This window comes from Vibrio cortegadensis, assembly GCF_024347395.1.
GTDB lineage: Bacteria > Pseudomonadota > Gammaproteobacteria > Enterobacterales > Vibrionaceae > Vibrio > Vibrio cortegadensis.
Genome location: NZ_AP025472.1, coordinates 2,351,230 through 2,368,575, shown reverse-complemented (window position 1 = coordinate 2,368,575; position 17,346 = coordinate 2,351,230). Strand labels below are relative to the sequence as shown.

Here is a 17,346-nt window from a genome sequence, read left to right as displayed (position 1 = left end):
AATTAAGTTAATTGGTATTAGATATCGCTCACAGTTCTGTGCTAGAATCCGTCGATTCTCACTTGATGAACATAGTTAAAGGAAGGCTTATGAAAGTGATCGAGGGTGGCTTCCCAGCGCCAAATGCAAAAATTGCTATCGTTATTTCTCGTTTCAACAGTTTTATTAACGAAAGTTTACTTTCTGGTGCAATCGATACTTTAAAGCGTCATGGACAAGTTAGCGAAGACAATATTACTGTAGTTCGTTGCCCTGGTGCAGTTGAATTACCGTTAGTTGCTCAACGTGTTGCGAAAACAGGAAAATTTGATGCTATCGTATCACTTGGTACTGTAATTCGCGGCGGAACGCCACATTTTGACTATGTTTGCAGTGAATGTAATAAAGGTTTAGCTCAAGTGTCTATGGAGTTCAGTCTTCCTGTAGCATTTGGTGTACTTACTGTTGATACAATCGATCAAGCTATTGAACGCGCAGGAACCAAGGCTGGTAATAAAGGTGCAGAGGCTGCACTAAGCGCACTTGAGATGATTAACGTTCTTTCTGAAATCGATTCCTAATGGGGGCCAGTGTGAAACCAGCCGCACGTCGTAACGCACGTCAATTTGCTCTGCAAGCAATTTATTCTTGGCAAATTACTAAAGAAAATGTCGCAACAGTTGAGGAACAGTTCCTAACTGGTGGCAAGTATGATGAAGAAGAGCATCATGAATTAGAACCGGCTTTGTCGGCTCCAGAAACAGACGTTGCGTATTTCCGTGATCTATTTTCTGGTGTTGTACTTGGTCATATGGAGCTGGACAGCAAATTGCGTCCATACCTATCACGTCCAATGCAAGATTTGGATATGATGGAACTTGCTCTGCTACGTCTTGCTATGTACGAGATGACTCGTCGTGAAGATGTACCATACAAAGTCGTAATCAATGAAGCTATTGAGCTAGCAAAAGTATTTGCAGCGGAAGATAGCCATAAGTTCGTTAATGGTGTGCTTGATAAAGCTGCGCCACACGTGCGTAAAAAGTAATTGATTATCTAAGAATTGAAAAGGTCAGCTATATGCTGGCCTTTTTTGTGAGTATTTTTTCAACAAACGTTCTAGATCCTAAATCAACACATCATGAAATTTAGTGATAAAGCCTTTTCGTGATTAAACCTAACTGTGTTGATATCTGCTCTATAATGATGGGTCTGAACGAGACATCAAGGATGTATGTATGTCTGGTGAATTCAATTTAATCGAAAAGTATTTTTCTAATCGCCAAAGTCAGCGAAAAGATGTGCAGCTATCGCTAGGTGATGACTGTGCTTTAGTCAAACCGCCAAGTAATGTTCAAATTGCGATTAGTACAGATACGCTGGTCGCAGGTACACACTTCTTAGCCGATGCAAACCCTGCATGGGTAGCACATAAAGCATTAGCCTCCAACGTGAGTGATTTAGCCGCGATGGGCGCGACACCTGCGTGGGTATCATTTGCGTTGACCATGCCGGACGCTGATGAAGCGTGGCTGGCTCCATTTTGTGATGCGTTCTTTGAGTTAGCTGACTATTTTGGGATTCAATTGATCGGTGGAGATACCACCAAAGGCCCATTAAGTTTAACCTTAACGGTGCAAGGCTTTGTTCCGGAAGATAAAGCGTTGCGCAGAGATGGCGCTAGTGTGGGGGATTGGATTTATGTCACTGGGAACTTAGGTGACAGTAAAGCGGGTTTATCCGTGATTTTAGATGATAGCCTCCGTTGCAAACCTTTTGCACAAGAACTTGAAAAACGTCATTACCTTAGCCAACCTAGAGTACTTGCAGGACAAGCATTGTTAGGTTTAGCGTCATCGGCGATTGATATCTCAGATGGGTTGATATCTGATCTTAGTCATATACTCAAACGCTCAAATGTTGGGGCCAGTATTAATGCTAATTTTTTGCCTCTCTCTTCTGAACTTATACAATTTAGTGGTAATGTGGACAGTGCTCAGCAGTATGCTCTGACGAGTGGGGAAGAGTACGAACTCTGCTTTACCGTTCCTGAAGAGAATAAAGGATCACTGGAAACCGCTTTAGCTCATATTGGCGCGAAAGTAACATGTATTGGTCAGATCCGTCCGCAAGGAATGTTAGAACTGCATAGCAACGGGCAACCTCTTGATTGGCACTTAGATGGCTATGATCACTTTAAGGTTAAATAATTATGACTAACCCTCTCTCTTTAATTTCATTAAAAAACCCATGGCATCTGTTGGCGACGGGCTTTGGCAGCGGTTTATCGCCGATCATTCCGGGAACAGTGGGGACTCTTGCTTCTATTCCATTCTATTTGCTTCTTGTTCAGTTGCCGCTTCCGATGTATTTAGTGGTGGTGGTTATTTCATGCATTATTGGCGTTAAGATCTGCCAAGTGACGTCAGATGACATGAAAGTTCACGATCATGGTTCAATTGTGTGGGATGAATTTGCGGGCTTTTGGATCACCATGAGCTTAGTGCCTATGCTAGACCTTCCCGTAGATGACTGGAAATGGCTTATCACCGGTTTTGTACTGTTTCGTTTCTTCGATATGGTTAAGCCGTGGCCTATTGGTTGGCTAGATAAGCGCGTCGATGGCGGCTTTGGGATCATGGTAGACGATATCGTCGCTGGTGTAATGGCGGGTGTCGCTTTGTATTTTGTTGGGCATTTTTCTGGCTGGTTATAATGGTAGCTGCCTAATGTTAGACAAATGAACGGTTCTTAAATGGTAATAAAAAGCCCACAGATTTTGCTGTGGGCTTTTTTGTATCTTTCTAATTTTGGTTATTTTTCAAGATATTGTTGAATCGAACGAATGATGCCATCACTGTCTAACCCAAGCTCTTGATGCAGTTCGCCTTGCGTACCTTGAGCAATAAACTTGTCAGGAAGACCAAGAGTAAGAACGGGCATTGGGCGCTTATCTTGCATTAAGAATTCAATCACGCCTGCGCCTGCGCCACCAATGATGGCATTCTCTTCAAGTGTAATGAGCACATCATGATCAGCGGCCAGTTGCCGGATTAACTCTTCATCGAGAGGCTTAACAAAACGCATATCCGCAACGGTTGCGTTTAGTGTTTCTGACGCTTCCAAAGCATTTGGCAAGAAAGTACCAAAGTTCAAAATCGCGACTTTACTCCCATCTTTTGGTGCATCGCTTTGCTTGATGATTCGACCTTTGCCAATTTCAAGTGCGGTGAACGTTTCGACTAACTCAGTGCCCATGCCATTACCTCTTGGGTAACGCACAGCACTTGGACCTGTATGCTTATGGCCAGTATAAAGCATCTGACGGCACTCATTTTCATCACTTGGTGCCATGATGACCATATTAGGAATGCAGCGCATGAAGCTTAAATCAAAGGCTCCTTGGTGAGTTTGACCATCTGCACCCACAAGACCTGCTCGGTCAATTGCAAACATCACGGGTAAATCCATGATCGCAACATCGTGAATCAGTTGGTCATAACCACGCTGTAAGAAGGTAGAGTAAATCGCGACGATAGGGTGATCCCCTGCGATAGCCATGCCTGTTGCCAAAGTAACAGCATGTTGTTCTGCGATTGCCACATCATAATATTGGTCTGGGAACTCTTTGGAGAAGCGCACCATGCCTGAACCTTCACGCATTGCTGGCGTAATTGCTCTTAACTTAGGATCTTGCGCGGCCATGTCACATAAGAAGTCACCAAATATCTTAGAGAAAGTTGGTTTATTGCTTGTGCTCTTAGGCAGGCTGCTGTGGCTAGGGTCAAATTTAGGGACACCATGATAGCCAATAGGATCTTTTTCTGCGGGCTCATAACCTTTGCCTTTCTTGGTCATAATATGCAGAAATTGAGGGCCTTTTAGCCCACGCATGTTGCGCAGCGTTTTAATCAGCTCATTTACGTCGTGACCATCCACAGGGCCAATATAATTAAATCCAAGCTCTTCAAAAAGGGTTCCAGGAACAACCATGCCCTTAAGATGTTCTTCAGTGCGGCGTACTAATTCTTTGATTGGTGGAACACCAGAAAGAACTTTTTTACCGCCTTCACGAATAGACGTGTAAAGGTTACCTGAAAGCACTTGAGCTAAATGGTTGTTCAGCGCACCGACATTTTCTGAAATTGACATTTCGTTATCGTTTAATACCACGAGCATATCCGAATGAACATCACCTGCGTGATTCATCGCTTCAAATGCCATACCTGCGGTAATCGCACCGTCACCGATAACGCTCACCACTTTGCGGTCTTTGCCTTCCTTCTCAGCACTAATTGCCATACCAAGAGCGGCACTTATCGACGTTGAAGAGTGTCCAACTGAAAGGGTGTCGTACTCGCTCTCTTCACGCCAAGGGAAAGGATGTAACCCATCTTTCTGGCGAATCGTTGATAATTTCTCTCTTCGACCAGTAAGGATTTTGTGCGGGTAGGCTTGGTGGCCAACATCCCAAACAAGTTGATCGAATGGAGTGTTGTAGACATAGTGCAACGCTACCGTAAGCTCGACTGTACCTAAACCAGACGCTAAGTGACCACTTGATTGGCTCACTGAGTTTAGAAGGTATGAGCGTAGTTCATCACATAATTGTGGCAGAGTGGATTTTGGCAAAAGGCGCAGATCATCAGGAGTGTCTGCTAAAGCCAATGTTGGATACTTTGAAATATCAAGAGTCATATAATTGCGCGCTTATAGTCTTAGTTCTTGCGCTCGATGACGTATCGGGCGAACTCTTCGAGTAACTGGGTATTGTATGGGATTGCATCCAAAGCTTGAAGGGCTTCAGTTAACAGAGTTTGAGCTTTTTTCATTGCGCCATCTAATCCGAGCAATGAAGGGTAAGTGCTCTTGTTCAATTCTTGATCTGAACCTTGTGGTTTACCCAATGTTTCAGTATCGCCAATAATATCCAAAATATCATCTTGGACTTGGAAGGCTAAACCAATCGCATCAGCATATTTATCAAGTTGAGGTAAAATTTCCACGCCTTTTTGACCCGCAGCCAACGCGCCTAAACGAATAGCACACTTCATGAGTGCGCCCGTTTTGTTTTTGTGGATATCTTTTAGCTCTTCGAGCGAAACCGAGCGGTTTTCTGCTGCAAGATCAAGAGCCTGACCAATGCACATGCCTGAGGCGCCAGATGCTTGAGCTAAGACTTGAACCATCTTAATACGGTTCGCTTCGCCAGCAGCGGATAACTCACCTTCTGCAAGGATGGTAAAGGCTAACGTTTGTAGAGCATCGCCAGTTAAAATAGCGGTGGCTTCATCAAATTTAATATGACAAGTCGTTTGCCCACGGCGCAGCTCATCGTCATCCATTGCAGGAAGATCATCATGAATTAAAGAGTAAGCATGGATGCACTCTATCGCTGATGCTGGTGTGTCTAGAGTGGCTGATGAGCACCCGAGCATTTCCCCTGTGATGTAAACCAAAAATGGGCGCGCTCGCTTTCCTCCAAGTAATAAACCATAGCGCATTGCTTGCACGAGAGGTTGCTCTTGATGAGGTAGGCGATCGAGCCAATAATTTAATTGGGAATTATTTCTTTCCTGATAAGAGGTTAAGGCCTCAACCATAGGGGGTCTCATATATTTTGTTCTAGTCTTGCTGAGGATTAAATTCGCTTAATTCAGCATTGTCGTCATTTTGTAGCAAAATACTGACACGCTGTTCAGCATCGCTTAATTTATTTTGTCCGGCGCGGGCTAATGCGATGCCACGTTCGAATTTCTTTAGCGCATCATCTAAAGCCAGTTCACCATTTTCTAGTTGATCAACTAGGCCGTCGAGCTCTTCGATCGTTGCTTCGAAGGTCATATTTTCAGGTTTCTTAGTCGCCATAATAATTCTGCATTGCAAAAGATGCACGAAAGTTACCTTAGGGCGTGAAGATGGTCAAATTTAACCAAGTAAAATTGTTAGAAAAATGGAGCTCATACGTGCTTGAGTCGAAGATAAAACTTAACATATCAGCTCGTGTGATGAACAAAACCCACGTAGACTCAAATAGCTAAGAATGAGTATTGATCAAATTTAATGAAAAAGTATGAGATTTACTCCAAGGTTTCACTTAAAGATCTTACGATCTTGCCGATAACAATATTATTCTCCATATAGTTGGCACAAAACAGATAGCATGAGGAGTGCTTTGTGGATTTAGCAACGCTGATAGGTCTAATAGGTGGCTTCGCCTTTGTAATCATGGCAATGATTCTTGGTGGCAGTCTATCCATGTTTATTGATGTCACTTCGATTCTGATTGTGGTTGGTGGCTCTACGTTTGTTGTATTAATGAAATTTACCATGGGGCAGTTCTTTGGAGCCGCCAAAATTGCAGGTAAAGCTTTCATGTTTAAGTCAGACGAACCTGAAGATTTGATCGCTAAAGTTGTCGAAATGGCAGATGCAGCTCGTAAAGGGGGCTTCCTTGCTCTTGAAGAAATGGAAATCACGAACAGCTTCATGCAAAAAGGTATCGATCTTCTCGTAGACGGCCACGATGCTGATGTGGTGCGCGCCGCTTTGCAAAAAGATATCGCTTTAACCAATGAACGTCATGAACAAGGCGGTAAAGTATTCATGGCCTATGGTGATGTATCTCCAGCTATGGGGATGATCGGTACCTTAGTTGGTTTGGTGGCAATGCTTTCAAACATGGATGACCCTAAATCCATCGGTCCAGCGATGGCGGTTGCTTTGCTAACGACACTATATGGAGCGGTATTATCCAATATGATCTTTTTCCCTATCGCCGATAAGTTGGCCTTGCGTCGAGAGCAAGAGACACTGAACCGCCGTTTAATTATGGATGGTGTACTTGCGATTCAAGATGGGCAAAACCCTCGTGTGATTGATAGCTACCTGAAAAACTACCTCAACGAAGGTAAGCGACTTCTTGGTGTTGATGGTGAATAGACAGGACTCTTAAGATGGATGATGAAAATGAATGCAAATGTCCACCACCAGGTCTCGCGTTATGGATGGGAACGTTTGCCGATTTAATGTCACTGCTGATGTGCTTCTTCGTTCTGTTGCTTTCCTTTTCAGAAATGGATGTACTGAAGTTCAAGCAAATCGCTGGTTCGATGAAGTTTGCCTTTGGTGTTCAGAATAAGCTTGAAGTAAAAGATATTCCGAAGGGGACCAGTATTATTGCTCAAGAGTTTCGTCCGGGCAGACCTGAGCCAACGCCGATTGATGTGATCATGCAGCAGACGATTGATATTACCCAGCAAACGTTAGAGTTTCATGAAGGTGAATCGGACCGTGCGGGTGGTAATAAGCGTGATCAAGGTAAGTTGAACGGCGGACAATCGCCTGAAACTTCGACCCAAGATAACCAAAATACGGAATCTGAACAGCAGCAACAGCAAGCGGAATCCATGTCGGAAGAGATGGAAACATTGATGGAGAACATCAAGAAAGCGCTGGAGCGAGAGATTGATCAGGGGGCGATTGAAGTTGAAAACTTAGGTCAGCAGATTGTCATTCGTATTCGAGAGAAAGGCGCATTCCCTAGCGGTTCGGCGTTCTTACAGCCTAAATTCCGCCCGTTGGTAAGACAAGTTGCCGAGTTGGTTAAAGACATTCCGGGTATTGTTAGAATTTCAGGTCATACAGACGATCAACGCCTCGATTCTGAACTGTATCGTTCAAATTGGGATCTCTCTTCTCAGCGAGCGGTTTCTGTCGCTCAAGAGATGGAGAAAGTTCGCGGATTTTCTCATCAGCGATTACGAGTGAGAGGGATGGCGGATACCGCACCTCTGGGCCCGAATGATACCGAAGCTCAGCGTTCAATTAACCGACGAGTTGAAATCAGCATCATGCAAGGCGAACCTATTTTTAGTGATGAAGTTCCTGTCTTATAGTTAACTATTATTAATATAGTTAGCACTCATTAATAAAGGCTCCTAATTCGCGATTCGTTAGCTTTAGGAGCCTTTTTTATTTCTGAGATAAACTAAACTCAGTGGTGGTTATTCATCTCCCTCTTTCCTTTAGTTTGAGATCTCATGTATAATCTTGCGCCCTCAGTGGGGCTGTGCATTCGAAGGTTTCTGCCTATCGACAGTTTGAATATAAAATCGAAAGTTTGGATATAAACAAGCTAGCACCTAATCAAGGTTGAATAAATCAATCTGATGCCCACGCAGAGAGACAACCTCATCTTGCAAACCCTAAAATTATTGTGAAGAAAATATGAAATTTATTGTTAAGCCCCATCCGGAAATTTTTGTAAAAAGTGAGTCGGTGCGTAAGCGCTTCATCAAAATTTTAGAATCTAACCTTCGCATTATCATTAAGCGCCGAACTGAATCTGTTGCGGTATACAACCGTCGCGATCATATTGAAGTGAGCGCAAGCTGTGATAAATACTACGAGCAAGTGCTTGAAATCCTGACTCATACATCAGGTATTCACCATACGCTTGAAGTTCTTCAAACTGAATTCACTGATATGCACAATATCTATGAGCAAGTGTTAGAGCGCAGTGGTAGCAAGATTGTTGATAAAACATTCGTTGTTCGTGCTAAACGTCGCGGCCAGCATGATTTTACTTCAATTGAACTTGAGCGTTATGTTGGCGGTGGTTTAAACCAAGCAGTAGAAAGTGCGAAGGTTAAACTGAAGAAGCCAGATGTATCAATCAACATTGAAGTTGAAAACGATAAATTAAACCAAGTGATTGAACGTCACAAAGGATTAGGCGGTTTCCCTCTAGGTACTCAAGAGGATGTATTAAGCTTAATTTCTGGTGGCTTCGATTCTGGTGTATCCAGTTACTTACACATCAAGCGCGGTTCTAAAACGCATTTCTGCTTCTTTAACTTAGGCGGCCCTGCTCATGAGATTGGTGTTAAGCAAGTTGCTCACTATCTTTGGAATAAGTACGGATCTTCTGCAAAAGTGAAGTTTATTGCGGTGGATTTTGAACCTGTCGTGGCTGAAATTTTAGAAAACGTCGATGACGGCCAAATGGGTGTCGTTCTAAAACGTATGTTCATGCGTGCTGGTGGCATGGTGGCAGAACGTTTTGGTATTCAAGCCTTAGTGACTGGTGAAGCGTTAGGCCAAGTTTCAAGCCAAACGTTAACTAACTTACGCCATATCGATAACGTGACCGATACTCTTATTTTGCGCCCACTGATTAACTGGGATAAAGAAGACATTATCGATCTATCTCGAAAAATTGGCACGGAAGATTTTGCCAAAGTAATGCCAGAGTATTGTGGTGTTATCTCTAAGAAGCCGACCATTAAAGCTGAAAAGGCGAAGTTAGAAGCTGAAGAAGCGAACTTTGATTTCTCTATCTTAGATGGTGTGATTGAGAATGCTCGTATCATGGATATTCGTGATATTGAGAAAGAGAGTAAAGAACAAGCGCCAGAAGTTGAACAAGTGACTGCGGTTGAAGAGAATGCGGTAGTACTTGATATTCGTAGTGCTGAAGAAGAAGAGGCTAGCCCACTTGAACTGGATAGCGTTGAAGTGAAGCATTTGCCTTTCTTTAAGCTTGCGACTCAATTTGGTGATTTGGACCAGTCTAAGACATACCTATTGTACTGTGACCGTGGCGTAATGAGCCGCTTACAGGCGCTTTACCTGCAAGAGCAAGGTTTTAGCAATGTAAAAGTTTATCGCCCTTAGAAACCGTTAGAGCGTTAGCTGAATTAAAACCGTTTACGATTCACTGATAAAGTGAGTAGTGAGCGGTTTTTTTATGGCCACTACTTTATTTTGAGATTGTTTCTTTGTCGTAAGCCTTTCTGATTTTCTAAGATAAGAAGATAAGAAGATAAGAAGATAAGAAAAAAGTGACAGATAAAAAAACACCGCCATATAGGCGGTGTATAAAAATTTGACAGACAGGTCAAAAAAACAGGAAGCAGTCTTATCGCCACAGGGATAATGGGCAATAAACTACGGTAGAAATTCTACCTAACTCGAAATACGAGTTTGCAAACACAACATCGCAACAACTAAGCCAATTGATTCTGAGAGAACCAAGCCGTTCAGGCTAGCGCTGCGGGATGAAATATAGAATTTCTCTAGCCCTTAGGCAATGGACAATTTATAATGTTTCAGATTAAAAAAACTAATGTATTTTTTAGAGCGTATTTATGTCCAGAAGATTGCCACCATTAAACTCGTTAAAAGTGTTTGAAGCTGCGGCTCGACACTTAAGTTTTACCCGTGCCGCTGAAGAACTTTTTGTTACTCAAGCCGCTGTGAGCCATCAAATAAAAGCGCTGGAAGAGTTCCTTGCGTTGAAATTATTTCGCCGCCGAAACCGCTCTTTGTTACTAACAGAAGAAGGACAAGGCTATTTTCTTGATATCAAAGATATCTTCACTTCTTTAGCCGAAGCGACCGATAAAGTGCTTGAACGTAGTGAAAAAGGGGCTTTGACCATCAGCCTTCCGCCAAGTTTTGCAATTCAATGGCTTGTCCCTCGGCTTTCTGATTTTAATCAACAGCAACCTGATATTGATGTACGAATCAAAGCGGTTGATATGGATGAAGGTTCACTGACCGATGATGTGGATGTGGCGATCTACTATGGACGAGGAAATTGGCCAGGATTAAGAGCCGATAAACTCTATCAAGAATTCCTGATTCCACTCTGTTCACCCTCGTTACTTTTAAGTAACAAACCATTAGAAACTCTAACTGATTTAAATCATCACACTTTGCTTCATGATACCTCAAGGAAAGATTGGAAATCGTTTGTGAAGCAGAACTCAATCGAAGGTGTAAATGTTAACCAAGGGCCAATTTTCAGTCACTCGACGATGGTGCTTCAAGCTGCGGCTCATGGACAAGGGATTGCACTTGGTAATAATGTACTGGCTCAGCCGGAAATCGAAGCGGGTCGTCTGATTGCGCCTTTTGATGAAATATTGGTGAGTAAGAATGCGTTCTATGTAGTGTGCCACGATAAACAGGCTGACATGGGGCGAATTGCCACTTTCCGTGATTGGATGTTAGCGAAAGCGCATAAAGAGCAGGAAGAGTTACTGGATGACTGAGAATAATCATCAGCTGATTAATGGCGCAGAGCATAAGGCGACGTTTATTTTTGCTCATGGCGCTGGCGCGGGAATGGATCACCATTTTATGGTTTCTGTCGCGCAAGGGTTAGCTGAAAAAGGCATTAAAGTGGTGCGCTTTAATTTTCCTTATATGATTCAGCGAGCAGAAATGGGCACCAAGCGTCCGCCGGATCGCGCTCCTAAGTTGCTCGATGCTTATGTTGACGTCATCAATGAACATGCAGGCGTACCAGTCGTTATTGGTGGCAAATCGATGGGGGGAAGGATGGCGAGTTTATTAGCCGATAACCCTCTCGTCGCGGGAGTGGCTTGTTTGGGTTTTCCATTTCACCCTCCGGGTAAGCCTGAAAAATTTAAAGGCGATCACTTAGCGACAATCGAAAAGCCTTGTTTAATTTTGCAAGGGGAAAGGGATACATTTGGTAAGCGTGAAGAGTTTACTGACTTTGATCTATCTCCGATGATTGATGTGGCGTTTCTCCCTGATGGCGATCATGGCTTTAAACCGCGTAAACGTTCTGGTTTTACCGAGCAGGGGAATTTAACCTTAACAATAGATAAGCTCTCTGCTTTCATTTTTGAGGTTTTAGATGAAAAGTAAGTATTTACTCACTATTGCAGGGATGTTTTCTGGGCTTGGTGTGATGTTAGGGGCCTTTGCCGCGCATGGTTTAAAGGCTCAATTAGCGCCATACTTGCTTGATGTTTTTAATACGGGAGTGCTTTATCAATTGCTTCACTCCTTCGCGATCATTGCTTGTGCGGTGTTGCTGCGCTTTAATCTTGGAATAAAGTCGCAAAAATATTTTTTCATTGCGGCAATTTGCTTTATTATCGGCATCCTTTGTTTTAGCGGCAGTTTGTATGCGCTAGCACTAACAGGCATAAAATGGTTTGGCCCAGTCACTCCATTTGGTGGTTTGTTGTTTATTGTCGGATGGGGAAGTTTCTCTTTCGCGGCATTCAATATTAATGAGGTTACTAAGTGAAACACGTATTACTGTATTGTCGTTCTGGTTTTGAAAAAGAGTGCGCAGGTGAAATTCAAGACAAAGCAACGCAACTTGAGGTGTTTGGTTTTCCTCGTGTAAAGAATAATAGTGGTTATGTTCTTTTTGAATGCTACCAAGATGGTGACGCGGAAAAACTGATCCAGAGAATCGATTTTCAATCATTGATTTTTGCTCGCCAAATGTTTGCGGTTGCCGCTGAACTAAAAGAGTTGCCGTCTGAAGACCGCATCTCGCCAATTTTGGCTGAACTTGGTGATATTGATGGTTTCCCTCGTTGTGGTGATATCCGCATCGAAACTCCAGACACTAACGAAGCGAAAGAGTTGCTGAAGTTCTGTCGTAAATTTACGGTGCCGCTGCGTCAAGCTCTACGTGGTAAAGGGATCTTGTTCAATAAAGACCACCCTAAAAAACCAGTACTGCACCTTTGCTTTATTGCGCCTGGGCACTGCTACGTTGGTTATTCACTACCAACTAACAACTCTCAGTTCTTCATGGGTATCCCGCGTCTGAAGTTCCCATCTGATGCACCAAGCCGTTCTACACTGAAATTGGAAGAAGCGTTTCACGTATTTATTCCACGTGATGAGTGGGATGAGCGTTTAGCATCAGGCATGTGGGGTGTCGATTTAGGTGCTTGCCCGGGTGGTTGGACTTACCAACTTGTTAAGCGTTCAATGTTCGTTCACTGTGTTGATAACGGCATGATGGCAGATAGCTTAATGCAAACTGGCCAAGTTAAGCACCATATGGAAGATGGCTTCAAGTTTGAACCACCACGTAAGAACGTGACATGGCTTATTTGTGACATGATTGAGAAACCATCACGTGTTGCTCAGTTAATGGGTGAGTGGTTGATCCGTGGTTGGGCGAAAGAAACAATCTTTAACCTTAAGCTGCCAATGAAAGGTCGATACGATGAAGTGCTACAAGATATCGAAAACTTGAAGCAGTTTTTGAGTGACAATGATGTGAAATATAAGCTGCAAGCGAAGCATCTTTATCATGATCGCGAAGAGATCACGGTGCATATCCAATCTCTATCGAATATTTCACCCTATTAATATCGAGTAATGTGAGAGTGATAAGTTAAGTTCTTCGCTTAAGCTTGCATGTTCTACATCAAATAATTCAAGGCCGCTGTCTTATACTTTAAGACAGCGGCCTTTTCGTTTATTGAGCCGTAGGATTGTCAAAGCTGCTTGCTATGAGTCTGGCTGTTCGAACCTCAGGTCTTGCAAATTAAAACCGAGTTCAATGTCGGTTTTGAGTGCCGATATTTGCTTACAGATTCGAGCTGATTCAATGTGCTCATCGAATTTTTTTCGGTATTTTGGCAGCAACTCTTCTGAAGTATGTGCTTGTTCTATATCTTTAAACTGCGTCAAAATCTCTTTTGCGGCTTTAGGGCCAATTCCGGGAATACCGGGGACTTGACTAGAACTTACGCCGGTGAGCCCCCAGTAATCAGCCAGTTGATCCGGTGTTACGCCAAACTCTTTCTCTATGAAGGGTTCATCTAGCCAGCGATGTTGAAAGTAATCACGGATCTGTAAAGTTGGAGTCAGAAGCTGGCAGTAGCCTTTGTCTGTTGAAATGATGGTGACTTTCTCACCGTGACTGGCGACTTTGGTTGCCAGTGTTGCGACTAAATCATCGGCTTCATCGCCTTCTGACAGCAGTGAATCTATTCCTAACTCCCACCATGCTTGCTGGATCGCATCCAACCCTTTCATAAGCGGTTCAGGCATGGGTTTGCGGTTCTGCTTATAAGTAGGAAGTACCTCGGCTCGCCACCCTCTGTCTTGTTCGTGGTGATCGAATACAGCGATGATATGAGTCGGTTGAGATTCCGATAAAATGCGATTTAATGTGCGAGTGGTGGTGGTGATGGTTCTTGCAATATCGTTAGGATCTGGCTGGGCAGAGTGCACCCGGCGGATCAGGTTGAGCGCATCGATAATAACAAGATGAATAGACATAACATTCCAATAAAATAAGGGGCCATTTAGCCCCTTATAGTAACTGACTTAGGAATCAGTTTAAACGCTGTTGCCGATGATCTTAACGGTTTGCGATTCGGTAGCAGGGAACATAAGCACTGCCCGGTAGCTTCATGCGTTGCTGCTCAACAAAATCATTCAGTAGCTTATCCATTTTTTTCATCAGTGACGCATCGCCATCAATGGTGAATGGACCGTGACGTTTGATCTCTCTGATCCCCTCCGCTTTTACATTACCAGCCACAATACCAGAGAACGCTTGGCGTAAATTGGCGGCCAAGTTTTCAGGGCGTTGGTTTAGGTGTAGATCCAGATTCTTCATATTGTCATGAGTCGGGTCGAAAGGAAGTTGGAACTCCGGGGCTATTTTTAGTGACCAGTTGTAGCTGTATGCATCGCCGCTCTGTTTTCTATGCTCACGTACTTCAGGCATGGCTTGGCTCATTATTTGCGCCGCTTTTTGCGGATCATCAATAACGATTTGGTAATGTTTCTGTGCCGCTTCGCCTAGTGTGTCACCAATGAATTTATCAATGGAGCGGAAGTAGGCTTCACTCTCTTTTGAGCCCGTCAATACGATTGGCATCGGCTGATCTTTATTTTCTGGGTGCATCATAATGCCGAGAATATACAGCAGCTCTTCAGCCGTTCCCGGTCCTCCAGGGAAAATAATGATCCCATGGGCCATGCGGACAAACGCTTCTAAACGCTTCTCTATATCAGGCATAATGATAAGTTCGTTCACAATTGGGTTAGGCGGCTCTGCAGCAATGATTGACGGTTCAGTTAATCCAAGATAACGCTGTTCAGCGTAGCGCTGCTTAGCGTGGCCGATAGCGGCACCTTTCATCGGCCCTTCCATCGCCCCTGGGCCACATCCTGTACAGATATTCAATTCACGCAGCCCAAGCTCGTGCCCAACTTCACGGGTGTATTGGTATTCGCTAGGATTAATTGAGTGACCACCCCAACACACCACTAAATTTGGCTCAATGCCAGGGGTAAGAGCACCTGCATTGCGTAATATCCCAAAGACGAGGTTCGTAATGTGAGTGGCATTCGTGAGGTTAAGATGCTGGTTATCTGCTAAGTGCATATTGACGTAAACAATATCGCGAAGCACAGAAAACAGATGTTCTTGGATCCCTTTAATGATCTCTCCGTCCACAAAGGCATGCTCTGGTGGATTATGGAGCTCAAGTTTTATTCCGCGTTCACGGCGCATCACATTAACATCGAAAGATTGATACTTATCGAGCAACTCTTGCGAGTTATCGGTGTGGCTACCTGAGTTCAATACCGCCAGTGTGCAGTTTCGATATAACTGGTATAGATCACTAGATGCAGTTTTTTTAAGACGCTCAACTTCAAGTTGAGAAAGCAGATCCATGCTACCTGCTGGGCTAATATGAGTGATCATAATGCCTCCTTTGGTGAGAGGTGAACAAAATACCCACGTTGTAATTAGAATCGATGCTACTGGACTAATTTGATGACAGAACAAATGCAAATGGTTCAGTTGTGAACAACTTGGAGAGGTTCATTTTTGTAGTGGGTATCATTTAGCTTAGCAAACAAATTGGGGATTGTTTTGTGATAACTGATTGAAAAATTTATAGCAAATGAATAATTAGGACAAAAGGGAATGAGGAAAGGTGGAAATAGTACTTAAACTATTTCCATACCACTTGATTCGTTCCTAGGTTTTTCGCTTCATTCAGTGAGCAATTTAATCGCTCTAAAATGATTTCGGGAGTATCAGAATCTTTAAAGCTAGTCGTTGATGCCGAGAGAGTGATCGTGATGCTCTGATCTCTAAATTTGAACGGTAACTTGCTGACACTTTGCTGAATGCCTTTGATTAACTCATGGCAATATTCGTCGGTTTGTTCAGGCAAGATCAAAATGAACTCTTCACCTGAAAAACGAGCGACAGTGTCGGTATCACTTGCCGCTTTTGCTATGGTGCGTGCAATGATTTTAAGCGCTTTATCTCCGGCAGTATAACCAAAGCTATCGTTGATTTTTTTGAAGTTATCGATATCAAAAAGCACCATTTTCAATGCTTTTTGCGAACGTATCCAGCGACGATATTCCAACTCTAATCGATCCGTTAAGGCGGTACGGTTATACACCTTAGTTAAAGGATCAAGCAGCATTCTTTGAGCTTGGTCATCCAGACGTCGACGATAATCTTGGGTGACTTCAAAAAGGGCTTCTAACTGGTTTTGACCATATGCCATTCTTTCGTTGAGTGCTTGTTCACGCTGTTCTGCATGATGTAAGCGTTCAGACAGTGATGACAGTTGGCTAAGAAGTGGGTTAATAGTTTGTTTTAATTCATCTAATTCTGAAGAATCTTGGACGGACTCCTGGCTTCGCTTAACCAGTGAGCTTAGCTCATCGTTCATCCCTTTTCTGTGTTCAAAATAGCTTTGGCTTTGATCTGAATTTTGTGACGAGGTTTTAAGTGAAGAGGCGAGTGATGAATTAATTTGTTCTAAAAACTGTTCTGACGTTTTACGTTCTAAATGAGTACCCTGAATGACCAGTTTCAATATTTGTAATGTCAGCTCAAGGAGAGACTCCGTCGATACTCCGATCAGTAGCTTTGCTCGAATATCAATGAGGACATCACCGGACTCACCATCGAAATCGAGTTCCGTGATTAAGTGTTGTAACTCATCTGTTAAGCAAGAGAACAACTCTTTATCAGGGGAGTGATCAAAACTCCCAACCGAATGGCTAGAGTTAGACGCCATTATTTTAATGGCACGTTCATAAATTGTTAGTAAGCGAATCGCGTGATCGACCTTTTTGTTCCCATTTGTCGCCGGGAAACTCAGTAAATTACGCAGGTCACGTTTCAGTTGAGCAGGTAAGCCTGTCACTCTCTGAAGTGTTTCACCACTATGCTTGATCTGTTCATCAAGATGTCCAGTTTGTTTTTCCATAGCCAACGTTTTTTGTTTTAGCATTCTTTCTAATACCGCAAGTCGTGGTATCAGGGCGCTAATTTCTTTTTGTTGTTCTAATTCTTGTTTTAGCGCGATTAAGTTGCTATCAAGTTGAGAATTTGTACCTACACAAGCTGAACTTAAAGATGTGACGATACGCTTAAGAATCTTTTGTTCTCGTTTAAATTTGAATGATGTATCTCTCTGTGTCAAACGCACTTGTTCCAACTGACTTTTTAGCTGGTGTAACTGTGTTTGAATATCTTTTTCGAGAATGCCCATGGATTGTTAAACTTCGACAAATGATCAA

The 17,346-nt window shown here is 43.2% G+C and carries 17 protein-coding genes; 11 read left to right on the top strand and 6 right to left on the bottom strand.

What is annotated here, in order from left to right; all coding sequences use genetic code 11:
* The first annotated feature begins 89 nt into the window (after positions 1-89).
* The 4 genes from ribH (at position 90) to pgpA (ending at position 2,695) form a co-directional block, all read left to right on the top strand.
* Positions 90-560: a 6,7-dimethyl-8-ribityllumazine synthase gene (gene ribH / locus OCV39_RS11175; protein WP_017051713.1), complete on the top strand. Its 471-nt coding sequence runs from the start codon at positions 90-92 to the stop codon at positions 558-560.
* Complete coding sequence (gene nusB / locus OCV39_RS11170) at positions 560-1,027, top strand: transcription antitermination factor NusB (RefSeq protein WP_017051714.1); 468 nt, start codon at positions 560-562, stop codon at positions 1,025-1,027. The genes ribH and nusB overlap by 1 nt, the downstream gene beginning before the upstream one ends.
* A gap of 190 nt (positions 1,028-1,217) precedes the next feature.
* On the top strand, positions 1,218-2,189 hold the full coding sequence (gene thiL / locus OCV39_RS11165) for a thiamine-phosphate kinase (protein ID WP_261888469.1): 972 nt from the start codon (positions 1,218-1,220) through the stop codon (positions 2,187-2,189).
* Positions 2,190-2,191: 2 nt separating this feature from the next.
* Positions 2,192-2,695 carry a phosphatidylglycerophosphatase A gene (gene pgpA, locus OCV39_RS11160; protein ID WP_261888468.1) on the top strand — a complete coding sequence of 168 codons (504 nt, stop codon included), beginning with the start codon at positions 2,192-2,194 and terminating at the stop codon, positions 2,693-2,695.
* Between the two features lie 98 nt (positions 2,696-2,793).
* Here pgpA and dxs read toward each other — a convergent pair whose 3' ends face one another.
* Genes dxs through xseB form a run of 3 tightly spaced genes read right to left on the bottom strand, consistent with a single transcriptional unit; the run spans position 2,794 to position 5,847 of the window.
* Positions 2,794-4,677, bottom strand: coding sequence for a 1-deoxy-D-xylulose-5-phosphate synthase (dxs, locus tag OCV39_RS11155; protein ID WP_261888467.1), 1,884 nt, complete (start codon positions 4,675-4,677; stop codon positions 2,794-2,796).
* A gap of 20 nt (positions 4,678-4,697) precedes the next feature.
* A complete protein-coding gene (gene ispA, locus OCV39_RS11150) occupies positions 4,698-5,582 on the bottom strand; it encodes a (2E,6E)-farnesyl diphosphate synthase (RefSeq protein ID WP_017051718.1) in 885 nt (294 codons plus the stop codon).
* A gap of 22 nt (positions 5,583-5,604) precedes the next feature.
* Complete coding sequence (gene xseB, locus OCV39_RS11145; RefSeq protein WP_113796498.1) at positions 5,605-5,847, bottom strand: exodeoxyribonuclease VII small subunit; 243 nt, start codon at positions 5,845-5,847, stop codon at positions 5,605-5,607.
* A 309-nt stretch (positions 5,848-6,156) separates the two neighbouring features.
* Between xseB and pomA the strand changes: the two genes are divergently transcribed.
* From pomA to rlmM, 7 genes are all read left to right on the top strand, one after another.
* Positions 6,157-6,921 carry a flagellar motor protein PomA gene (gene pomA, locus OCV39_RS11140; RefSeq protein ID WP_017051720.1) on the top strand — a complete coding sequence of 255 codons (765 nt, stop codon included), beginning with the start codon at positions 6,157-6,159 and terminating at the stop codon, positions 6,919-6,921.
* Positions 6,922-6,935: 14 nt separating this feature from the next.
* Positions 6,936-7,877, top strand: a complete 942-nt coding sequence (locus tag OCV39_RS11135) for a flagellar motor protein MotB (protein ID WP_017051721.1) — start codon at positions 6,936-6,938, stop codon at positions 7,875-7,877.
* 331 nt (positions 7,878-8,208) lie between these two features.
* Positions 8,209-9,657 (top strand): tRNA uracil 4-sulfurtransferase ThiI, encoded by a 1,449-nt coding sequence (gene thiI, locus OCV39_RS11130; protein ID WP_171756890.1) that lies wholly within the window; start codon positions 8,209-8,211, stop codon positions 9,655-9,657.
* A gap of 473 nt (positions 9,658-10,130) precedes the next feature.
* Positions 10,131-11,039, top strand: a complete 909-nt coding sequence (locus OCV39_RS11125) for a transcriptional regulator GcvA (RefSeq protein WP_017052997.1) — start codon at positions 10,131-10,133, stop codon at positions 11,037-11,039.
* Entirely contained in the window at positions 11,032-11,664 is a 633-nt protein-coding gene (locus tag OCV39_RS11120) for an alpha/beta fold hydrolase (RefSeq protein ID WP_171756889.1), read from the top strand. Before OCV39_RS11125 ends, OCV39_RS11120 begins: the two co-directional genes overlap by 8 nt.
* A complete protein-coding gene (locus tag OCV39_RS11115) occupies positions 11,654-12,052 on the top strand; it encodes a DUF423 domain-containing protein (RefSeq protein WP_017052999.1) in 399 nt (132 codons plus the stop codon). The genes OCV39_RS11120 and OCV39_RS11115 overlap by 11 nt, the downstream gene beginning before the upstream one ends.
* Positions 12,049-13,140, top strand: coding sequence for a 23S rRNA (cytidine(2498)-2'-O)-methyltransferase RlmM (gene rlmM / locus OCV39_RS11110; protein WP_017053000.1), 1,092 nt, complete (start codon positions 12,049-12,051; stop codon positions 13,138-13,140). The genes OCV39_RS11115 and rlmM overlap by 4 nt, the downstream gene beginning before the upstream one ends.
* Before the next feature lie 141 nt (positions 13,141-13,281).
* On the opposite strand, the gene xni is transcribed toward rlmM, so the two are convergent.
* The 3 genes from xni to OCV39_RS11095 all read right to left on the bottom strand — a co-directional run bounded on the left by xni (position 13,282) and on the right by OCV39_RS11095 (position 17,318).
* Positions 13,282-14,058, bottom strand: a complete 777-nt coding sequence (xni, locus tag OCV39_RS11105) for a flap endonuclease Xni (protein ID WP_261888466.1) — start codon at positions 14,056-14,058, stop codon at positions 13,282-13,284.
* 82 nt (positions 14,059-14,140) lie between these two features.
* The gene (ppnN, locus tag OCV39_RS11100; protein WP_261888465.1) at positions 14,141-15,499 is read right to left on the bottom strand and encodes a nucleotide 5'-monophosphate nucleosidase PpnN; all 1,359 of its coding nucleotides are present in this window, start codon (positions 15,497-15,499) and stop codon (positions 14,141-14,143) included.
* A 253-nt stretch (positions 15,500-15,752) separates the two neighbouring features.
* On the bottom strand, positions 15,753-17,318 hold the full coding sequence (locus OCV39_RS11095; RefSeq protein WP_113796488.1) for a GGDEF domain-containing protein: 1,566 nt from the start codon (positions 17,316-17,318) through the stop codon (positions 15,753-15,755).
* Positions 17,319-17,346: the final 28 nt, after the last annotated feature.